The organism is Pseudotamlana haliotis (genome assembly GCF_008806375.1).
Taxonomy (GTDB): Bacteria; Bacteroidota; Bacteroidia; order Flavobacteriales; family Flavobacteriaceae; genus Pseudotamlana; species Pseudotamlana haliotis.
Map to the genome: position 1 here is coordinate 155,658 of NZ_WAAT01000050.1, position 21,971 is coordinate 177,628.

The 21,971-nt window shown below is 36.2% G+C and carries 18 protein-coding genes; 11 read left to right on the forward strand and 7 right to left on the reverse strand.

The annotated features are described in order from the left end of the window. Positions 1-123 precede the first annotated feature (123 nt). Positions 124-1,524: a dihydrolipoyl dehydrogenase gene (lpdA, locus tag F6U93_RS12060; RefSeq protein WP_150940148.1), complete on the forward strand. Its 1,401-nt coding sequence runs from the start codon at positions 124-126 to the stop codon at positions 1,522-1,524. 329 nt (positions 1,525-1,853) lie between these two features. Here the strand turns inward: lpdA and F6U93_RS12065 are convergent, their stop codons facing one another. The 4 genes from F6U93_RS12065 to F6U93_RS12080 all read right to left on the reverse strand — a co-directional run bounded on the left by F6U93_RS12065 (position 1,854) and on the right by F6U93_RS12080 (position 5,539). Next, positions 1,854-2,339 (reverse strand): threonine/serine exporter family protein, encoded by a 486-nt coding sequence (locus tag F6U93_RS12065; protein WP_150940150.1) that lies wholly within the window; start codon positions 2,337-2,339, stop codon positions 1,854-1,856. A gap of 1 nt (position 2,340) precedes the next feature. Continuing rightward, positions 2,341-3,123, reverse strand: coding sequence for a threonine/serine exporter family protein (locus F6U93_RS12070; RefSeq protein WP_150940152.1), 783 nt, complete (start codon positions 3,121-3,123; stop codon positions 2,341-2,343). A 73-nt stretch (positions 3,124-3,196) separates the two neighbouring features. Next, positions 3,197-4,552, reverse strand: a complete 1,356-nt coding sequence (locus F6U93_RS12075; RefSeq protein ID WP_150940155.1) for a DEAD/DEAH box helicase — start codon at positions 4,550-4,552, stop codon at positions 3,197-3,199. Between the two features lie 96 nt (positions 4,553-4,648). After that, entirely contained in the window at positions 4,649-5,539 is an 891-nt protein-coding gene (locus F6U93_RS12080; protein WP_191963508.1) for an aldose 1-epimerase family protein, read from the reverse strand. Positions 5,540-5,618: 79 nt separating this feature from the next. Here F6U93_RS12080 and F6U93_RS12085 point away from each other — a divergent pair, with 79 nt between their 5' ends. From F6U93_RS12085 to F6U93_RS12105, 5 genes are all read left to right on the forward strand, one after another. Beyond that, entirely contained in the window at positions 5,619-6,911 is a 1,293-nt protein-coding gene (locus F6U93_RS12085) for an anthranilate synthase component I family protein (RefSeq protein ID WP_150940157.1), read from the forward strand. A gap of 138 nt (positions 6,912-7,049) precedes the next feature. After that, complete coding sequence (tilS, locus tag F6U93_RS12090) at positions 7,050-8,369, forward strand: tRNA lysidine(34) synthetase TilS (protein ID WP_150940159.1); 1,320 nt, start codon at positions 7,050-7,052, stop codon at positions 8,367-8,369. A 158-nt stretch (positions 8,370-8,527) separates the two neighbouring features. Further along, positions 8,528-10,153: an adenine deaminase gene (gene ade / locus F6U93_RS12095; RefSeq protein WP_150940161.1), complete on the forward strand. Its 1,626-nt coding sequence runs from the start codon at positions 8,528-8,530 to the stop codon at positions 10,151-10,153. A gap of 91 nt (positions 10,154-10,244) precedes the next feature. Next, positions 10,245-10,688, forward strand: a complete 444-nt coding sequence (locus F6U93_RS12100) for a hypothetical protein (protein WP_150940163.1) — start codon at positions 10,245-10,247, stop codon at positions 10,686-10,688. Positions 10,689-11,015: 327 nt separating this feature from the next. Then, positions 11,016-11,987, forward strand: a complete 972-nt coding sequence (locus F6U93_RS12105; protein WP_150940165.1) for a YheT family hydrolase — start codon at positions 11,016-11,018, stop codon at positions 11,985-11,987. Here F6U93_RS12105 and F6U93_RS12110 read toward each other — a convergent pair. From F6U93_RS12110 to F6U93_RS12120, 3 genes are all read right to left on the reverse strand, one after another. Further along, on the reverse strand, positions 11,956-13,062 hold the full coding sequence (locus F6U93_RS12110) for an alkene reductase (protein WP_150940167.1): 1,107 nt from the start codon (positions 13,060-13,062) through the stop codon (positions 11,956-11,958). The genes F6U93_RS12105 and F6U93_RS12110 overlap by 32 nt on opposite strands. Before the next feature lie 264 nt (positions 13,063-13,326). Beyond that, a complete protein-coding gene (locus F6U93_RS12115) occupies positions 13,327-14,307 on the reverse strand; it encodes a polysaccharide deacetylase family protein (protein WP_225312686.1) in 981 nt (326 codons plus the stop codon). A 6-nt stretch (positions 14,308-14,313) separates the two neighbouring features. After that, a complete protein-coding gene (locus tag F6U93_RS12120) occupies positions 14,314-14,973 on the reverse strand; it encodes an NAD(P)H-dependent oxidoreductase (RefSeq protein ID WP_150940169.1) in 660 nt (219 codons plus the stop codon). Between the two features lie 94 nt (positions 14,974-15,067). Between F6U93_RS12120 and F6U93_RS12125 the strand changes: the two genes are divergently transcribed. The 5 genes from F6U93_RS12125 to F6U93_RS12145 all read left to right on the forward strand — a co-directional run bounded on the left by F6U93_RS12125 (position 15,068) and on the right by F6U93_RS12145 (position 21,965). Beyond that, a complete protein-coding gene (locus F6U93_RS12125) occupies positions 15,068-15,913 on the forward strand; it encodes a helix-turn-helix domain-containing protein (protein ID WP_191963509.1) in 846 nt (281 codons plus the stop codon). Positions 15,914-15,989: 76 nt separating this feature from the next. After that, complete coding sequence (locus tag F6U93_RS12130; protein WP_150940174.1) at positions 15,990-18,284, forward strand: FdhF/YdeP family oxidoreductase; 2,295 nt, start codon at positions 15,990-15,992, stop codon at positions 18,282-18,284. A 156-nt stretch (positions 18,285-18,440) separates the two neighbouring features. Continuing rightward, positions 18,441-20,957, forward strand: a complete 2,517-nt coding sequence (nirB, locus tag F6U93_RS12135) for a nitrite reductase large subunit NirB (RefSeq protein ID WP_150940176.1) — start codon at positions 18,441-18,443, stop codon at positions 20,955-20,957. Positions 20,958-20,980: 23 nt separating this feature from the next. Then, complete coding sequence (nirD, locus tag F6U93_RS12140) at positions 20,981-21,358, forward strand: nitrite reductase small subunit NirD (protein WP_150940178.1); 378 nt, start codon at positions 20,981-20,983, stop codon at positions 21,356-21,358. Positions 21,359-21,380: 22 nt separating this feature from the next. Further along, positions 21,381-21,965, forward strand: a complete 585-nt coding sequence (locus F6U93_RS12145; protein ID WP_150940180.1) for a DUF4202 domain-containing protein — start codon at positions 21,381-21,383, stop codon at positions 21,963-21,965. The last annotated feature ends 6 nt before the right edge of the window (positions 21,966-21,971 follow it).

Below are 21,971 nucleotides of genomic sequence, written 5' to 3' on the forward strand. Positions count from 1 at the left end.
TACCTTAGCTTAAATTTAGAAATTATAAATTCACTTTATAAAGCCCGAATTTTTATTGTTGAAGCGTAAAACATTCGTATTTTTGATTCTGACATTAATTTAAGATAATTTCAAAAATATATTATGAATTCATACGATGTAGCCGTTATTGGCTCGGGTCCTGGAGGATATGTAGCAGCGATTCGTTGCGCACAATTAGGCATGAAAACTGCCATTATAGAGAAATATGCAACGCTGGGTGGAACCTGTTTAAACGTGGGATGTATCCCAAGTAAAGCACTTTTAGATTCATCTCACCATTATGAAGATGCGGTTAAGCATTTTGAAGAGCATGGTATTGAAATTCCGGGTGACATTAAAGTGAATTTGGAAAAAATGATTGCCCGTAAGCAAGCGGTTGTTGATCAAACTACAGGAGGTATTGACTTCTTAATGAAGAAAAACAACATTGATGTATATCAAGGTTTAGGAAGCTTTAAAGATGCGACTCACATTACCATTGAAGGTGAGGAATCGACAGAAATTGAAGCAAAAAACACCATTATCGCAACAGGAAGTAAGCCATCTAGTTTACCGTTTATCAAGTTAGATAAAGAGCGTGTGATTACATCTACCGAAGCTTTAAAATTAAAAGAAATCCCTAAACATTTAGTAGTTATCGGTGGCGGCGTTATCGGTTTAGAGCTTGGTCAAGTGTACAAGCGTTTAGGTGCTGAGGTAACAGTTGTTGAGTATATGGATAGAATCATCCCTACTATGGATGCTGGTTTATCGAAAGAATTAAATAAAGTACTTAAAAAGGCGAAGTTCAAAATGAACTTGTCTCATAAAGTAAAATCGGTTGAAACTGTAGGCGACGAAGTTGTAATTAAAGCCGATAATAAAAAGGGCGAAGAAGTAGAAATTAAAGGTGATTACTGTTTAGTTTCTGTAGGTCGTCGTCCTTATACAGATGGTTTAAATGCTGAAGCTGCAGGCGTAAAGTTAGACGAAAGAGGTCGTGTAGAAGTTAACGATCACTTACAAACTAGCGCATCAAACATTTATGCGATTGGTGATGTTGTTAAAGGCGCCATGTTAGCTCATAAAGCAGAAGAAGAAGGTGTTTTTGTTGCTGAAACTTTAGCAGGTCAAAAACCACATATCGATTATAACTTAATTCCAGGTGTGGTTTACACATGGCCAGAAGTTGCAACAGTTGGTAAAACTGAAGAGCAATTAAAAGAAGCTGGTGTAGCTTACAAAACAGGGTCTTTCCCAATGCGTGCTTTAGGTAGAAGTAGAGCGAGTATGGATTTAGACGGATTTGTAAAAATCTTAGCCGATAAAAATACAGATGAAATTTTAGGCGTACATATGGTTGGTGCACGTGCTGCCGATATGATTGCTGAAGCTGTAGTTGCGATGGAATATCGCGCTTCCGCGGAAGATGTTTCTCGTATGTCTCATGCGCACCCTACATTTACAGAAGCGATAAAAGAAGCGGCACTTGCTGCTACTGAAGATCGTGCTTTGCATATCTAATTTTCAGAGATTTTATTCTATCATACAAAACGAGGCTGTTCATTTGAACAACCTCGTTTTTTTTTTTTTTTTTTTTTTTAAGAAAGGTGGGTAGATCTGTAAAGGCGCAAATTTCGGGTCTTCGAGCGGAGTCGAGAAGTGCTGGCCTAACTGAAATAACTTGTTCTCGACTCCGCTCGAAGACCGTAAGGGGTTAAATACCTGATTTTAATAAGGCTCTGTGTAACTCTGTGAATCATTGCTGAAACTCTGTGTCGGGATTTATGATAGCCTTGGTTATATTTCTGAAGAACAATTTAATGTTAACGATTACCGAGTCGTCCTCAGCCTTATCGCAACTGTTTAATACTCCCTTTATTCATAACCAACAAGGGCAACGCCACACCAAAAGTAAGACCTATCAGTACATAAATCATTTTAAACCCGTGTGAAAAGATAGCATCTATAAGAAGCAATCGTTTTTGAGGGTCAGTTTCAATAAAAACGAAATTCATAATCGATAAAATGGTTTCGTATGCAAAATACCCAGGAATCATAGGAATCATGGTTGGAATAGAAAACACCACAGGCGGATGATGTATTTTATGAGCTATAGGAATACTAATCCATCCCACAAACGAGGCAGCGGCTAAACTCGCCAGCGCAATATGGTGCTCAAAGTGCAAAAGGCTAAATTTTATGAGGCCTGCTAAAAATCCTAAAATAAAAATAGAAATGATGGTTTTTCTAGGGACATTAAACAGAATACCAAAGCCTACGGCTGCAATTCCAGACCAAAACGAAACTTCTAAAAGATGTAAAATAAGGTCGGTCATATTAATTAAGTTTTATAGAAAAAAGGTACATGGCTAAGAAGAGTCCTGTGGCGATGGCAAGTACAATCATCGAGCCCACAGCAAAGCGTGCCAAACCATTTAAAATGTTGTTTTCTAGTAAGTCCGTAAACGAATTAATAAGCGGTACTCCGGGGATAAGAAACAGAATGGAGGTAGCCAAAGCAGTTTGAGGATTGGCGCCAATATCCCAAACAATACCCATAGATGCGACTACCGAAGCGGTTAATGAGGCTAAAAAGATTCTAACATATAAATTGTAGTGCTTTTTGTGTACTTGCTGCGAAACAAAAAGGCCTAAAAAGGCACTCATAAAGGCTACCGTCATATTCAGGTAATCGCCTTTAAAAATATTACAAAATCCGGCTACGGCTAAACTTACTGCAATTAAAACTACTAAGTTTGAGTATTTGTCAAGACCTTTAATACGTTCAATTTCCGTAGCAATTTCATCTATGGTCCAATCTTCTCGCATGGCTTTCCAACTGGCTTTGCTTATTTCAGAAATAGTTTTAAAGTTTATAGCGTGTGGCGGCAAATTATAGACTTTAGTGGCGCTTTCTTGCGTTGCTTCATCCGTTAGCGTCATGATGATGGTTTTCTGATGAATCCAACTGTGAACGTTGAAATTTAAAGCCGAAGCAAAGCGACTAATATTTCTATTAATCCTACTCGTATTCGCACCAGAAACCATTAAAAGGGATGCGATTTCTAAAAGTAAATTGGCAGTTTTTGTAAACTTATCAGAATCTGACATGCATGTCATGCGTTTGGTTTTGTGGAAATTTAATAGAACGCTAAGCGTTCAGAATTTAAAAATACAATAAAAACAAAAACCATTACTTTCTTTTGTTGCGCTTATTATAATTTTTGTCACCTCTGGTTTTAGGCTTTTTATATTTAGCTGCAATTTTAAATTTATAAGAACCGCCTAAATTTTCTTTAGAGTTTTTAGCTGATTTTTCATGAAAGGCAGGGCCTGGCGCATCTTCATCTGTACGCTTGGTAGGATTGTTACGCTCTTTGATTTGCGGACGCTCCTCTTCGATAAGTTCGGTGGAAATTTGAACATCTTCAGGAATCTCCAAAAGCGGAATGGTCATTTTCATTAAAGACTGAATGTTTTCAATAAATTCCTCTTCCTTTTTAGTAGAAAATACAAGGGCTTCACCTTCACGTTCGGCGCGACCTGTTCTACCAATTCGGTGCATGTAGTTTTCAGGATATTCTGGCGTGTCAAAATTGATAACGTGTGATACGTTATCAATATCTAAACCACGAGCCATGACATCGGTCGCGATTAAAATACGATTATGACCTTCTCTAAACTGTTCGATGCTTCGTAAACGGTAATTTTGCGTTTTATTAGAGTGAATCACGCATAATTCTTCTTTGAAAAATTCATCGAGTTGCTCAAATAAACGGTCGGCCATACGTTTAAAGGCCACAAATATGAGTACTTTATTATATTTTTCTTCGTCACGTAATAAATGCGTGAGCAAATTAACTTTCGTATAAAAGTTAGGAACCTCGTAACGGGCTTGATTGATATTTTCTAAAGGCGTTCCAGAAACGGCAATAGAAACACGTTCTGGAGTTTTAAAGAAATCATTAATAAGTAAATCCACATCCTGAGTCATTGTGGCCGAAAACATGATGTTTTGACGACGCTCAGGCAGGATATCAAATATATTTATCAGTTGGTGTCTAAACCCTAAATCGAGCATCACATCAACTTCATCAATCACTAATTTTTGAATGGATTTTAATTTTAACACACGGCTTAAAGCGAGGTCGTACAAACGTCCCGGTGTTGCGACTAGTATGTCTACACCTTGCGCAATGGATTGTTTTTGAGTGTTAATATTCGTGCCTCCATAAACACCTAAAACACGATTGTTTATGTATTTTGAAAGTTTTTCAATTTCATCAACGACTTGCACCACCAATTCACGAGTAGGTACCAATACTAAAACTCTCGGATTTTCTTGCGTTGAAAATTTCAAGTTTTTTAAAATAGGCAACATGTAGGCAAAAGTTTTACCTGTTCCTGTTTGTGCAATTCCAACTACATCTTTCCCTGAACTCACTACATTAAAAGCTTGCTCTTGAATAGGTGTAGGCGTTGTAAAACCTAAATCATCTAAGGCGTTATATAAAGGCGTGTTTAAATTTAAATCTTGAAATTGAGCCATAAAAAAGGAGGTTTCCGTGAATGTTGTGACTTACTACTATATAGAAGCAAGTTCTGGTATGCTATTTTGCTGGCAAAGTTACGTTTATTATTCTATTTAGCTTAAATGCTTTTCGTCTATTTCAATGGTATAACGTGCGGTAAAGGTTTTGTTAGGCGCTAAGCTTAAAATGCCTTCCTTGGTTTTGAGGTTTTGATTGGTGTTTTCAGCATCGGCAATGCCTAGCCAAGGTTCAATACACACATAGTCGCCCGTTGGTTTGGCCCAAATGCCTAAATAAGGAAAATCGTGATAGGAAACCGATAAAATGTTTCCATGTTTTTTACTTTTTAAAGTGACCTTTTTTGATTTTAAATCTTTAAAAACAAGCGCATCGGCATTAAATAAATCATGGGTTAGTGCTAAGGTTTTACTAGCACTGAAAATAGATTTGGTTTCAGAAGAAATTAAACCGTTTTCCATGTTTATGAGGTGGGTGCTAGAATTTTCTTGGTGTTCAAATTCAAGTTGGTAGTCTTCGTAATTTTCATCGGCATAAACCGGACATTTAAAAGCGGGATGACCGCCTAATGAAAAATACATGATTTTTGAATCTTCGTTTTTAACGCTGTGTGTTAAGGTTAATGTCGAATTTTCGAGGGTGTAACTTAAATAGAATTCAAATTTAAAAGGATAAACTTTTAAAGTGTCTTCGTTATATCTCAGCTTAAAAGTTAAACTGTTTTTACTTTGTTCATGGAGTTCAATATTAGGATTGTTTCTAATGATACCATGCTTCGGAAGGCTGTATGTTTCACCTTCAAAGTGATAAGAGTTCTCTTTTAAAGCACCGATAATAGGAAATAAATTTGGAGCATAACTCCCCCAAACATCAGGATTGGCGTCCCACATAAATTGGGTATCATGTTTTTTAGATTGTATTTGGCATAATTCGGCGCCTATTTTTTTAACGGCTATTTTGAGTAAATCGTTTTCTAAAGTAAACATCAAAGGAAATTTTAATCTAAGATACAAAACTTGCTATGTTTTAAGTATTCTAATTAACTTTACGGTCTAAATTTCAAGCTTGAGAACAAAACAAAATCATAACCCAGAAGATATTCAGCAGTTTAAGGAAAAAGCGCTGCTTTGGAGTCAGCAATATGATGATGTGGTGTGGTTAGACTCTAATGATTATGCTCAAAATAACAGCAGTTATGATGCGGTTTTAGCGGTAGATGCTTTCACGAGTATACAAAACGATTATTTTGATGGTTTTGAAAAGCTAAAAGAATACCAGTCGCAAACCAAAGACTGGATTTTTGGTTATTTGACATACGATTTAAAAAATGATGTGGAAGTTTTAAAATCTGAAAACCATGATGGTTTAGGGTTTCCGGATTTATTCTTTTTTCAGCCGAAAAAGCTTTTTGTTTTTAAAGGCAATCGTGTTGAAATTCAGTATTTAAATGGTGTTGATGATGAATTGGAAGCTGATATTGAAATGATAAACACTTCCGAAGAAAATATTATAGAAACCCCTTCTGAAGACCTAAAAATAAAACTCCGCATTCATAAAGATGCTTATTGCGAGAAGGTAAATACCATGCTCAATCACATTCAGCATGGTGCGATTTATGAAGCCAACTTTTGTCAGGAATTTTATGCGGAAAATACGGTAATCAATCCACTCCTTACTTATAATAGGTTGAATCATATTTCGAAACCCCCATTTGCGACTTTTTTGAAATTCGGGGAAAAGTTTGTGATAAGTGCTTCGCCCGAGCGCTATCTGAAAAAAGAAGGCACCCGTGTGATTTCTGAACCTATAAAAGGCACGGCCAAACGCTCTAGAAATTCAGAAAAAGACGAACAGCTAAAAATTGATTTGGCTAAAGATGAAAAGGAGCGTAGTGAAAATATTATGATTGTTGATTTAGTACGTAACGATTTATCGAAAACAGCCATAAAAGGTAGTGTTCAAGTAGAAGAATTGTGTAAGATTTATACGTTCAAACAGGTGCACCAAATGATTTCTACGGTGACATCAAGGGTTGAAGTTTCGACGCATCCGGTTGATATTATAAAAAGCACATTTCCAATGGGAAGCATGACAGGAGCGCCTAAAATTTCGGCTATGAAAATCATTGAAAACCTTGAGGAAACCAAACGTGGCGTGTACTCTGGGGCGATTGGTTATTTTACACCTAACAATGATTTTGATTTTAATGTGGTCATTAGAAGTATTCTTTACAACGCCACTAAAAAATACGTGTCTTACTCGGTGGGTAGCGCTATTACAGCAAAAAGTAATCCGCTAAAAGAGTACGAAGAGTGTCTCATTAAAGCTAAAGCCATGCGTTTGGCTTTGGAGGATTAATAGAGCTATTTCTTTTGAAAAACTTAAGGTGATGTGATGCTGAAACGAGTTCAGCATGACGTTCCGGTTTATGGCGACCACACGATTAAACCATGAAATAAAAAACACAGCAAAGTGTAAATTTGTATCTTTGAAATCATGCTGAATACACTCAAATCTCATATTGAAAACCATCTAATTTTTTTAAACACCGGGAAGCTGCTTATCGCCATTTCTGGGGGAATTGATAGCGTGGTTTTAACGCATTTATGTGCACAATTAAACTTGAATATTGCCTTAGCACACTGCAATTTTAATTTAAGAGGCGATGAAAGTGACGCCGATGAAGCTTTTGTTAAAAACCTTGCGGAAACACTAAATGTAGAGTGTTTTGTACAGCATTTTGATACCGAACAATACAGTCGCGACCAGAAGTGTTCCATTCAAATGGCTGCTCGAGAATTACGTTATAATTGGTTTGACGAGTTGTCTAAGCAATTAAACTACGATTATATTTTAACAGCTCACCATGCCGATGATAACCTGGAGACTTTTTTAATCAATTTTACACGAGGAACAGGGCTTGAAGGTCTAACTGGAATTCCGGAAGTCAACGGTAAGTTTGTGCGTCCGTTATTACCATTTTCAAGTGAAAACATTGAAGCTTTTGCCAAAGAAAATAACATTAAGTGGCGGGATGATAGCAGCAATAAATCGGTGAAATATCTGCGAAATAAGTTACGTCATGAGGTGATTCCGATTTTAAAAGAAATCAACCCCAGTTTACTAAAGAGTTTCGATAATACCTTGAACAATTTACAAGGCACTGCAGTGATTGTTGAAGAAGCCGTCGATGGCTTTTTGAATAAAAGTATTGAAAGCATTGAGAACGGAATTGTGAAGTTTAAAATTTCAGAATTCAAACAAAAAGATAACCCAAAACCTTATTTGTATGAGGCTTTTAAGGCATTCGGGTTTACAGAATGGGATGATGTGCTACACCTTTTGGATGCCGAAACAGGGAAACAAATTTATTCCAACCAGTACCGCTTATTGAAAAACCGCGAGCATTTACTCTTGAGTGAAATGAAATCTGAAACCGAAGTGGCTATTCAAATTTCAGAAGCCGATAAAAAGGTGGAAACCGCATTAGGAACCCTGATTTTTTCTGAAGTAGAAGAGATTTCAGAAACGCCTACCAACTGTATTTATATAGATAAAGCACTTTTGAAATTCCCTTTAACACTACGTAAAAAGCAAGAGGGTGATGTGTTTTATCCATTAGGGATGGCTGGTAAAAAGAAGTTGAGTAAGTATTTTAAAGATGAAAAATTATCGCTTTTAGATAAAGAAAATACATGGTTATTATGTTCTGGAGAAGACATTGTTTGGGTGATTAACAGGCGTGCAGATAATCGTTTTAAAGTGACGCCAGAAACTGAAAGAATATTAAAAATAGAGGTTTTAGAAAAGTTATGATTTGTCATTCAGAAGGAGGTACGACTGAAGAATCTTTTCCTCGAAATATGAGATTCCTCGATTCCTCGGAATGACATCAAAGAAGTTATGCGTCACCAAACCGAGTTCGGTATGACCAAAAATAAGTGCAATTAATAGAAACTAAAAAGCAAAGCATTTTGAAACTACAAGGACAAATTGTTGATATAGAAAACAAGCGGATTTACAAAGGAGAAATAAGTGTTGAAGGAGGTCAAATAGTTTCTATTAATGAAAAAGACCACGACGCCACAAATTATATCCTGCCTGGTTTTGTAGATGCTCATATTCACATAGAAAGTTCAATGCTTGTGCCTAGCGAATTCGCTAAAATGGCGGTGGTTCATGGTACGGTGGCCACGGTTTCCGACCCGCATGAAATTGCTAATGTTTTAGGCGTTGAAGGCGTGAAATTCATGATTGAAAACGGTAAAAAAGTACCTTTTAAATTCAATTTTGGTGCGCCATCCTGTGTACCCGCAACTACTTTTGAGTCTGCCGGAGCAACTATTAATTCCGATGACATTAAAACACTTTTAGAGTCTGACGACATCAAATACCTAGCGGAAATGATGAATTACCCTGGGGTTATTTTTGACGACGACGAAGTGCTGAAAAAAATAGCTTGGGCAAAACATTATAACAAACCTGTGGATGGTCACGCACCAGGAGTAGTTGGTGAAAAACTCGATAAATACATAAGTGCAGGGATTTATACCGACCATGAAAGTTTTACTTTCGAGGAAGGTCAAGAGAAACTTCAAAAGGGCATGAAAATCTTGATTAGAGAGGGGAGTGCCGCCAAAAACTTTGAAGCTTTAATCGGTTTAGCGCCAGAGCATTTTGAAAATATGATGTTTTGTAGTGATGATAAACATCCAGACGATTTGCTTATCGGACATATCAACCAATTGTGTGCGAGAGCCGTTAAAAAGGGTGTGGATTTGTTTAAAGTCTTGCAAATGGCATGTTTAAATCCGGTGAAGCATTATAATTTGGACGTGGGACAACTAAAAGTTGGAGATGCCGCCGATTTTATTGTGCTTGAGGATTTATCTGAATTTAGAACCCTTCAAACCTACATCAATGGTGAGCTGGTTTTTGACCAAGGAAAATCCTTAATGCCAACCGTTGCTTTTGAAAACCTGAATAATTTCCATTGTGATGCTAAAACAGTTTCTGAATTTAAAATTCCTTCTTCTGCTAAAGAAATCCGAGTTATAGAAGCTTTAGAAGGCCAGTTAATCACAAACGCGATAATTGAAAAAGCAACCATTGAAAATGGAAATTTAGTTTCAAATACAGAAACGGATATTCTTAAAATGGCTGTGGTAAACCGTTATCAAAATCAGCCGCCAGCCCTAGCTTTTATCAAGAATTTTGGTTTGAAAGAAGGAGCTATTGCGGCTTCGGTAGGACATGATTCGCATAATATTGTGGTGGTAGGTGTAAGCGATGAAGCGATTTGTAAAGCAGTGAATTTAATTATTAAACATAAAGGCGGTGTTTGTGCGGTGTCTACTTCCGAAGAAAAAATAGTTCCGCTACCCGTAGCCGGAATTATGAGCGATCAAGACGGCGAAACCATCGGGAACGCTTACGCGGAACTCGACGAAATGGCAAAAACATTAGGTAGTACTTTAAAAGCACCATATATGACGCTGTCTTTCATGGCTTTGCTCGTTATTCCATCATTGAAATTAAGTGATAAAGGGCTTTTTGATGGCACTGGTTTTAAGTTTGTTGATTTGGAGGTTTTTAGTTAATAGGTTTAAAGTTTCAGAGTTTGCAATTAAAACTTGATTTATAAACATGTTGTAGGTAATTATATAGAACCCATAAAAAGAAAGAAAAACTATGAAAAAACTATTAATTGTATTGTTGATTTCAATATCAGGAAACTTATTTGCTCAATCCAGTCCTCAGGATCTTATTGACACCTTTTTTGCGACTTATAAAAAAGATGCAGGAAAAGCTGTAAAGGAATTATATGAAACCAATAAATGGACTGAAAGAATAAAAGATGACATTGATAAGATTATTGGAACAGTTAATGGCTTCACAGAAAGTTATATGGGAAAATATTATGGATATGAAATAATCACTAAGAAAAAATTTGCTGAAAGCTTTGAATTATATTCTTATCTTATAAAATATGACAGACAACCTATTCGATTTATTTTTAAGTTCTATAAGCCAAATGACAAATGGGTATTATATTCATATGCACTTGATGATAGTTTAGATGACGAAATTCAAGAGGCAGCAAAACTTTATTATTTGGAATTAGACAAAGAATAACTACCTACAACACCGTATAAAATTAATTGCTGGTTTTAGCCTACTTACGAAAGTCCTCGCGGACTTTCTTTCTGTGATTTATTTGCTAACTTTAGTGCTTAAAACACGCAACTAATCTTATACAACAACGATAAAGAGTTGTCAGTCCGAGGAGAGGAGGAATCTTTAGGTTTTAAGCTAGCATCAATGGGTGTTGAAGTTACAGAGTTAAAAGGACCCAAAGATGCAGGGGTTCATTGCTTGCAGTTTAAAGTTAACAATGAAATGGCTTAAAACTAGTGGAAATTTTATTTTTAACCAATAACCAATAACTATTAACCGACAACAATGCCAATTATAGATTCCACATACAAGCCTTTCTTCCTATTCCGCAACGGCTTTGTTTCTACGGTGTATTCAGGACTAGTACGTCGTGTAGATTTAGAACAAAAACGTGAACGTATCACGCTTAGTGATGGCGATTTTTTGGATTTAGATTGGAGTTATTCCGAAGAAAAAACCAATAAACTCATCATTTTACTGCACGGTTTAGAAGGTAACGGAAAGCGTCCTTATATGACAGGAACAGCGAAGTTATTTAATGAACATGGGGTTGATGCGGTTTGTGTAAATTTTAGAGGTTGTAGCGGGGAAACCAACTTAAAATATAGAAGCTACCACTCTGGAGCTACAGAAGATTTAGAGGAAGTCATTAATCATGTTTTAAAAGAGAAAGATTATACCGAAATCTATTTAAAAGGTATCAGTTTAGGTGCTAATATTATTTTGAAATATTTGGGCGAACGTACTGATGTACCTAAAGAAATCAAGGCGGCAGTAGCTGTTTCGGCGCCGTGTTTTTTACAAGGATCGGCAAGAGAGTTACATACCTTTAAGAATAAATTATTTCATGATCGGTTTTTAAGGCATCTTTCAGTTTCATTAAAAAATAAACAAAAACATTTTGAAGACGAATTGAGTCTGGAAACCATCGAGAATATCAAGTCGTTATACGATTTTGACAATGTTTACACCTCACAAGCTCATGGCTTTAAAGACGGATTAGAATATTACAAGCTATCCAGTAGTTTGCAGTTTCTTCCTTATATAAAAACACCAACGCTCATTATAAATGCACTTAACGATTCCTTTCTTTCACACGAATGCTACCCCGTAAAAGAGGCTAAGGAAAATGATTTCCTGCATTTGGAAATGCCTAAATATGGCGGTCATGTTGGGTTTATTTCTAAAAAGAATATTTATTATAATGAGTGCCGTGCTTTGGAGTTTATAAAAATGAATAATCGGTATAACCTCTAGCGCCACCACCTCCAAATAAGGTATGGGTGTCGCTAATATCATTCATTTGAGCGTGTTGCTTAACGCGCTCTGGATAATCTGGGTTGGTTAAAAATTTTCTTCCAAAGCCCACCAAATCAACGAGGTTGTTTTTTAATAAGCTGTTGGCCTGTTCTGGTGTTTTGTTACCAGTGGCTATAATGGTGTTGCTGAAAGTTTCACGTAATTCCGTTCTAAAATCATTTGGGATTTCAGGAGCGTCATCCCAATCGGCTTCACAAAGGTGAATGTAGGTAATGCCTATTTTTTCTAAAGCTTGAGAAGCAACCATGATAGTTTCTAGAATTTCAGGGTCGTTCATGTCTTTAAAACTGATAAAAGGTGATAAACGCACGCCTGTTTTTTCTTTACCAACTTCTATGGCTACAGCTTCGGTGATTTCCGTTAATAAACGCGTTCTGTTTTCTTTGTTGCCTCCATATTCATCAGTTCTTTGATTAGAATTACTTCTTAAAAACTCATCTATTAAATAACCGTTTGCGCCATGAATTTCAACGCCGTCAAAACCGGCTTCAATGGCATTTTTTGCCCCCGTTCGAAATTCTTCAATAACCTGCTTAATGTCTGCTTTAGTCATTTCACGTGGAGTTTCCACGGGAATAAATGTAGCATCACCGTTGGGAGCACCGTCAAAAATATATACATTGGTTTCTTTAGCTATTTTTTCCGAAGGCGCTATAGGCTGTAAACCATTCACTTTAGAACTAGAAACCCGTCCTACATGCCATAATTGTAAAAATATTTTACTTCCTTTTTTATGGACTTCATCGGTGATTAATTTCCAACCTTCAATTTGTTCTTTAGTGTAAATTCCTGGGGTATTGGCATAACCTTTGCCTTGTAATGAAACCTGTGTGGCTTCTGTAATTATGATACCGGCGGAAGCGCGTTGCCCATAATATTCTGCCATTAGAGTATTGGGAATATCACCCGGTTGGGTGGCTCTAGAGCGCGTCATGGGAGCCATTAAAAAACGATTTTTAAGATCTAATACTCCTAAATGATAGGTTGAGAATAGATCTGTATTTTGTGACATATTATTTCTTTTTAAAAATTTTATACAATAAAATACCAGTTACAATTAATAGTACAGGCTATATTAGGTATAAATCGGCTCTTATTACAGCTCCAACTTCTTTAGGAGCCCAAACAAAATCGATATAAGCTTCATATGCTAAATAAATAACTCGAATAATAATTAGTGCTATTGAGTACTTTTTTTGTTGTCCATATTTTGTTAAATTTTAAAATTCCTTTCTAAGTTAACAATAATGATTGGATTCTAATTCCTTGAAATTATTTAATTTTCATTATAAATCGCTTCAGAATTATCAATTGGTGTATTGGGTTCGTCTTTAATCATGTTAGCAATGTGATCTTTACGCATAAAAACCACGCCTTTATGAGTTTTTGCGTATTCTATAAACTTATTAACCGCATTTATGATGGATGGAGCACCGCCTATGCGATCATGCAGACTAACACTCATCATGCGTCTTTTTGTAGCACCTTCTTCATATAACTGGTCAAATTCTGCCTTTAACTGCGCTAAAAATTGGTCCGGACTCCATTGCTTACCTTCAATATTTACAATGTCGTTATTTCTTAGTGTGTAAGGCATCACCACGAAGTTTTTACCGCGTACTTTAGTGATAAAAGGCTCGTCTCGGCTTAAATCATCAATGTGGTATAGAAAATCCAAGTCTTGTAAAACTTTTAGGGTATTTGGGCCGCGTCTTAACCAATTGGCGTTGTAGCCAACACCACGCTGACCAGTAATGGCTTCTACGGTATCAATGCCTTTTTTTATGAAATTTAATTCTTCTTGATAGTCCATATTCCATTGATCGCTCCATGATATGCCATGGGCGGCTATTTCATGTCCGCCACTAGCAATGGCTTTAGCAACTTCGGGGTATTTTATAGCGGCTTCACCAACCACATGTGAGGTGACGTGAATGTCATGTTTTTTCCATAAATCAAGCATTCTATAAATTCCTTCTTTAGCACCGTATCTAAACCAGCTTTCTGCGGGCATATCAGGGTTTCCTGTAGGTAAAGGGTTTCCAGAAAACGGACTTTCAGCGCCCTCCGGTTGGCCTCCTGTTTCAAATTGCATAGAAAATGAAATGACCAGTTGTGCTTCGTTAGGCCAATGTAATGCTGTTTTTTTATTAGAATCTTTCATAGCATTATCTTTATTTTCTTTTTGTTTACAAGCAGTAAAGTTTAACGCAAGTACTAGGAATATAAAACCAGTAAATAGTGTTGTCTTTTTCATGATTTGTTATTTATAAGTAACAATTTGATTTAGGTTTCTTCGTGTTTTTGGTCTTGGCTCATTGACGCGGTAGCCAAATGCAACCATATAAGATAGACCGTATAAATTGGTGTCTATATTTAAGTCTTCTTTTAATATGTTTTCACTAACCAATTTATTGAAACCTTCAATAGGGCAGGAGTCTATACCAATCATAGCAGCGCTTGTCATCATATTGGCTAAGGGAATGTAGCATTGTTTTGACGCCCAATCAAAAAGTTTGCGGTCATTGGAGAGGTCGAAATCACTTTTTTGAAAAGCTTTGTATGCCTCACCTTTTTGCTCTATTACATTTTGAGGTAATTTTTGAACATCTCGCATAAAATTTTTAATGTATGAGCTGTTATATTTTGTTAACGGCGCTTTCATGGTTAATCCTAGAACAAAATGGCTTGCGGTATCTAATTTTGCTGTGGCTCCCCAAGCGCTTTCTTTTAACTTTGTTCTTAATTCTGGATTTTGAACGACTACAAAGTGCCAAGGTTCAAAACCAAATGAGCTTGGTGATAATAGGCCTGTATCTAAAATGAAAGCCATATCAGAATCGTTAATTTTTTTCGATGTGTCGAAAATTTTACAAGCGTGTCTAAATTGATAGGCTTTTAATATGTCTTCTTTGGTAATCATGATGTTAGATTTAAATACAGAACAAAATTAAAGCATAAGTAAAGCTGTTTTGTTGTATTAATTCATGTTATATTTGTATAAATGTGAGTTTGATATGTCGAAACGGTTTTTTATTACTAAAGATTTAGATGTTTTAGAGTTTGAAGCGGTAAATGAATGGGGTTACCCTAGGCATAGGCATAATTTTTTTGAATTGACTTATGTATTGAAAGGTTCAGGACAGCATTTATTAAATGAAAGTGTGGTACCGTATAAAACAGGAGATATTTTTTTATTAACGCCTAAAGATGAACATGAGTTTGTTATTTCTGAGCCATCAACTTTTGGAATTATTAAATTTACAGAACAATTATTTCTAGAAAAATCTTCATTTTCAGCAAGTGCCTATTGGCGAAAAAACATTGAAACCGTTATTTTTCATTCCAATATTATTGCTGAAAGTATTGTGCACTATGAATCTGATAAAGCACAACTTTTAGGTTTATATCATTTGATAAAAAGTGAACTGGCAAAAGGTTTGGTGTATAACAGAAATGTTTTAACCGAATTGTTTGGAGCTCTTCTTATCATTTTATCTAGAAATTTAAAATCAACTGTAGAAGTTAAACCTTCAGAAACGCTTTCCGATGAAGAAAAAATAGAGAATATTTTAACCTACATCAGGCAAAATATTTTAAACAAAGACCGCATTAAAATCAAGTCCATTGCCGAAACCTTTTTCATGTCGCCAAACTATGTGAGTCTCTTTATAAAAAAGCATGCAGGCATTTCTATTCAATACTATGTGATGCAAACAAAAATAAAAATGGCAGAACGTTTATTGAAGCAATCACGTTTAAGTATTACTGAGGTGGCTAATAAACTTGGTTTTGTAGATGCGAGTCATTTTAACCGTACTTTTAAAAAATATGCTGGTGTCATTCCTAGTCATTATAAATAATTGGAAGGGATAGCAGTTTTATTTGTCATTTTTTTAATTTAAAAAGACGATATTTGAGAATAATAAAATATTAATTATGAGTTCATCTGCGGAAGAAAAATCAATAACACCAGAAAATTTTGAAGACTTAAAAACGACCAAGCCAGCTGTAGATAGCGTAGGTTTTGGAGGCATTTTCGCAACGCTTCAACAGACTTCTAAGTATATGAAGTTTACGGATGCTTTCGTATTAACGCGCAAAATGAATCAAAAAGGTGGTTTTGATTGTCCGGGGTGTGCCTGGCCCGATCCAGACGATGAACGATCTTCTTTAGGAGAGTTTTGTGAAAATGGTATAAAAGCCATCGCAGAAGAAGCTCAAAATAAAACGATTAGTGCCGTTTTTTTTTCAAAATATAGCGTAGATGAATTGGCAAGTTGGACTGATTTTGAAATAGGTAAATCGGGACGTTTGGCACAGCCTATGTTTCTTGCTGAAGGAGCCACACATTATTCGGCCATTTCTTGGGATGACGCTTTTGAGAAAGTTGGAGCGCACTTAAACGCTTTAGATTCCCCCGATGAGGCTGTTTTTTATACCTCGGGAAGAACTACAAACGAAGCCGCTTTTTTATATCAATTGTTTGTTCGTGAGTATGGTACTTCTAATTTACCTGATTGTTCTAATATGTGTCATGAAGCCAGCGGAAGCGCCTTGTCTGAAACCTTAGGTATTGGAAAAGGCTCTGTAACTTTAGATGACTTATATAAAACAGAATTGGTTTTGGTTGTTGGGCAAAATCCAGGAACCAACCATCCCAGAATGCTTTCGGCTCTTGAAAAATGTAAATATAATGGAGGTAAAGTGATCGCCATAAATCCGTTACCTGAAGCTGGGCTAATTAAATTTACAGACCCTCAAAATCCTTTAAAATTATTATTCGGGGGTACGCAAATAGCAGATGTTTTTGTGCCAATCACTATTAATGGTGATGTGGCTTTTTTTAAGGCCATTCTTCTAAAATTATTAGCCGAGGAAGAACAAAAGGGAGGGGTATTTGATAAAGATTTTATAAATGAATTTACACATGGTTATGAGGCGTTTATCGCTGACTTAAAAACTTATAATTTTGATGCTTGTTTAAAGGCTTCGGGCGTTTCCATGGCGATTTTCGAACAAGTTTATGAATTGATTCTCAATAAAGATAAAATCATCATTTGTTGGGCCATGGGCTTAACTCAACATGAAAATGCCGTAGATAATATTCGCGAAGTTGTCAATTTATTACTTCTTAAGGGAAGTATTGGAAAGGAAGGCTCGGGTACCTGTCCAGTTCGTGGGCATTCTAATGTTCAAGGCGATAGAACGGTTGGTATTTGGGAAGCCGCACCACAAGCCTTTTTAGATAAAATTGAAACTAAATATGGTTTTAAGCCAAAAACGGCACATGGTTTTTCAGTTATTGATTCGATAAAAGCGATGTACGAGAAAAAGGCTAAGGTGTTTTTTGGTTTGGGGGGTAATTTCATTTCGGCAGTTCCAGATACGGTGTATTCCGCGAAAGCGTTATCTAATTGCAATCTAACCGTGCATGTGAGTACCAAATTAAATCGCTCGCATTTAGTAACCGGAAAGGAAGCTTTAATTTTTCCGTGTTTGGGAAGAACCGAAAAAGACTATCAGAAGTCGGGTCTACAAAAACAAAGTGTGGAGAATTCTATGGGGGTAGTATCTTCAACAAAAGGTGTGTTGGAGCCTTGCTCAAAAGATATCCTTAGTGAAGTCGCAGTAGTTTGTGGGGTCGCACATGCCACCTTAAAAACACGTTCAAAAATCAATTGGTTAGATTATAAAGACGATTACAACCTGGTAAGAGACGATATCGAAGAGGTGGTTTCGGGGTTCGAAAACTATAATAAACGCTTAGAAAATCCTTCTGGTTTTTACTTGCCAAACGGAGCACGTTTTAGAAAATTCAAGACCAAAACAGGAAAAGCTAACTTTTCAATCAATAAAATGCCAAAATGGAAATTAAAAAATGATGAATTAGTGATGATGACTATACGTAGTCACGATCAATTTAATACCACCATTTACGGTTTAGATGATCGCTACCGCGGGGTTTTTAATGAAAGACGTGTGGTTTTTATGAATCGTGAAGATATGAAAGCTAGAGGTTTGGCCGAACATCAAGTGGTTCATTTAAAGTCGGAATTTAATGGTGTCACTCGAAAAGTACGTAGTTTTAAGGTTATAAGTTACGATATTCCTAAAAATTGCTGTGCTACGTATTTTCCAGAAACCAATGCTTTGGTCCCTTTAGATCATTTTGCTCATACAGCCAAAACGCCCGCATCTAAGAGTATAGCTGTTACCATAGAGCCTGTTTAGAATTTCATTAAAACTAATCCTTTAATTTTTGTAATAAGCAATATATCTTAATTCAATTTGAGAAATCGGCAATAATCAGCCATTTGCTAAAAATTCTTAGAAAAACGTAGTTGAAAATAAGTATAAATACTTAGTTTTGTTTTCAAATACGTAATTATGAAACAAATTATTGTTGTTGGAAATGGAATGGTTGGTTACAAGTTTTGTGAAAAATTTGTAGCGAAAGCAGAAGCTAAAGATTTTAAAGTCACTGTTTTTGGTGAAGAACCTAGACCAGCTTATGACCGAGTTCATTTAAGTGAATATTTTGAAAATCAAGATGCTAAGGCATTAGAAATGGCTCCTAGGGAGTGGTACGAGGAAAACGGTATAGAATTAATTACTAGTGAACTGGTTACCGATATTCATAGAGATAGTAAAACAATAACAACGGTTAAAGATCGTGAGTTTTCATACGATTATTTAGTTCTTGCTACAGGGTCTTCTGCCTTTGTGCCTCCAATTAAAGGTGTTGAGAAAGAAGGTGTTTTTGTATATAGAACGATTGAAGATTTAGAAGGCATGTTGGCTTATGCGGCTAAACTTAAAGAAACCAATCCGGGTGCTAAGGCAGCTGTTTTAGGTGGTGGATTATTGGGTTTAGAGGCCGGTAAAGCAGTTATGGATATGGGGCTAGAACCTCATATTGTAGAGTTTGCTAATAAGTTAATGCCAAGACAGTTAGATTCAAGAAGTAGTCAGGTTTTAAAATTAAAACTTGAGTCTATTGGATTGAACATCCACTTAAGTAAAGCGACTAATCAAATTTTAGGTAATAAGGCGATCACAGCAATGGAATTTGGTGAGGATGATGTGTTGGATGTCGATATGTTGATTATTTCAGCAGGTATTCGTCCAAGAGATGAGCTGGGAAAAACTTGTGGACTGGAGATGGGTGTTCGCGGCGGTATTGTTGTGGATAATAAAATGCAGACTTCAGACGAGAATATTTACGCCATTGGAGAGATTGCTTTGTATAACCAAATGATATACGGTTTGGTGGCTCCTGGTTATGATATGGCGGGTGTTGCTGTAGATCAAATTATAGGTGAAGCAGAAAGCTTGATGCCAGAAGAAATTGATATGTCTACTAAATTAAAATTAATTGGAGTAGATGTAGCGAGTTTTGGTGAACCTTTTATGCCAGCTTCAAAAGGACACTCTATTATTTTTGAAAATAAAACACAACATTTATATAAAAGAATTAATGTTAGTTTAGATGGCAAATCTTTGCTAGGTGGTATTCTTGTTGGTGATGCGTCAGATTATAGTATGTTGCATCAAATTTATCTGAACGGCATGAAAATTCCTGAAGATCCAGCACAATTAATTTTACCTGCTGGTGAAGGAGGTGCTTCTTTTGGAGATGTCATGGACTTGCCTGATGAAGCTCAAATCTGTTCTTGCGAGAGCGTTACAAAAGGACAAATTTGTGGGGTTATTGAAAGTGGTGAAGCTACCGACCTTGGAGATGTAGTATCTTGTACTAAAGCTGGAACCGGTTGTGGTGGTTGTAAACCAATGGTTGCCGATTTAACAAATGCTACCCTAAAATCTTTAGGTATTGAAGTTAAAGAAGGGGTTTGTGAACACTTTGAGTTAAGTAGACAAGATTTATATAAAATTATTCAAGTTAAAGGATATACAGCCTTTAATGAAGTGTTAGATAATCACGGAACTGGAGGGCACGGTTGTGAATTGTGTAAACCTTTAGTAGCATCGTTATTAGCTAGTATTAATGCTGATACAGCTAATAAAGAATATGCTATTCAAGATTCTAACGATAGGTTCATGGCAAATATCCAAAGAAATGGAACCTATTCTATTGTACCACGTGTTCCCGGTGGTGAAATTACTCCAGATAAATTAATAGCATTGGGTCAAATTGCTAAAAAGTATGACTTATATACCAAAGTAACTGGTGGTGTTCGTATCGATTTATTTGGTGCAACCTTAAGTCAATTACCAATTATTTGGAAGGAATTAATAGATCATGGTTTTGAGAGTGGTCATGCTTACGGTAAGTCATTAAGAACGGTAAAAACTTGTGTAGGTTCTACATGGTGTCGTTACGGAATGGACGAAAGTGTAAGTTTCGGTATTGAATTAGAGAACAGATATAGAGGTATACGTGCGCCACACAAAATTAAGGGTGGTGTTTCAGGATGTATTCGTGAATGTGCCGAAGCTCGAGGAAAAGATTTTGGTTTAATTGCTGTTGAAGGTGGTTGGAACTTATACTTGGGTGGAAACGGTGGAGCTACACCACGTCACGCTGAGTTATTTGCTGAACAAATAGATAATGAAACCGTAATTAAGTATATCGATAGGTATTTAATGTTTTATATGCGTACAGCAAAACCTTTACAACGTACTGCAGCTTGGCAAGAACGATTAGAGGGAGGTATCGACTATTTAAGAGAAGTTATTATTGATGATAAATTAGGTATTGTTGCTGATTTAGATGAAGAAATGCAAACTTTAGTGAATAAGTTTGAGTGCGAATGGACACAGGCGGTTAACGACCCAGAAGCTATGAAACGTTTTAGTCACTTTGTAAATAGCGAAGAGGAAGATGATAACTTAGTTTTTGTCCCAATGCGTGATCAAAAAATGCCACAACAGTGGAATTAATTAATAGCTTAAAAAATTAAAACATGGAAGCAGTTCTAGAAACATATAAGACAACTAAATTAGAAGAAGTAACCGTTTGGTTTAAAGCAGCTAAGATTAGCGATTTTGCAAAAGACGGTGGTGCTTGTGTTAAATATAAAGACAAACAAATTGCGGTGTTTAATTTCGCTAGAACAAACACTTGGTACGCCTGCCAAAATGTTTGTCCGCATAAAATGGAAATGGTCTTAAGTAGAGGTATGATAGGTGATGACAAGGGAACACCTAAAGTTGCCTGTCCGCTTCATAAAAAAACCTTTTCATTAGAAAATGGCGAAAACTTAAATGGCGATTTAGATGCTATTGCCACTTACCCTGTTAAAATTGAAGGAGAAAATGTGTATATTGGCTTTTCAGATTAATGAAAAGTAATACAATACACATATGAAGCCAACAAGATTTGAAACAGCCATAGCTTTAATAGATAAAAAGAACGCAGAAGATACCAATACATACCAGGTTGCTGGAATGGAATACCCTAAGGAATTGTTGTATTCACAACGTATGACTAGGAAGTTATTACAGTTTAATCCTAATGCGTCTAAAGCCCTTCAAATCGCGGCACGTGCACAGCATATTTGCCGTTGGAAAATTGCTAGAGATGAATATCCTATGGATCGTGTAGGCTATTTAAAATGGCGAGAAACTTTAAAGAAAATGCACGCTGAAATTACTGCCGAAATTTTAGAGGAGGTAGGTTATGATCAGCAATTTATTGATCGTGTTTCCCTGTTAATCAATAAAAAATTGATTAAAAAGAATGAAGAAACTCAAATATTAGAAGATACCATTTGCTTGGTGTTCTTAGACTATTATTATGATGAGTTTGCTGAGAAGCACAGTGACGAAAAAATTATAGACATTCTTAAAAAAACCTGGGTTAAAATGTCGGATGCAGGGCATGAAGCAGCCTTGCAGTTGCCTTATTCTGAAAAAGGTTTAGCCCTAGTAAAAAAAGCAATTTCATAAGATGTA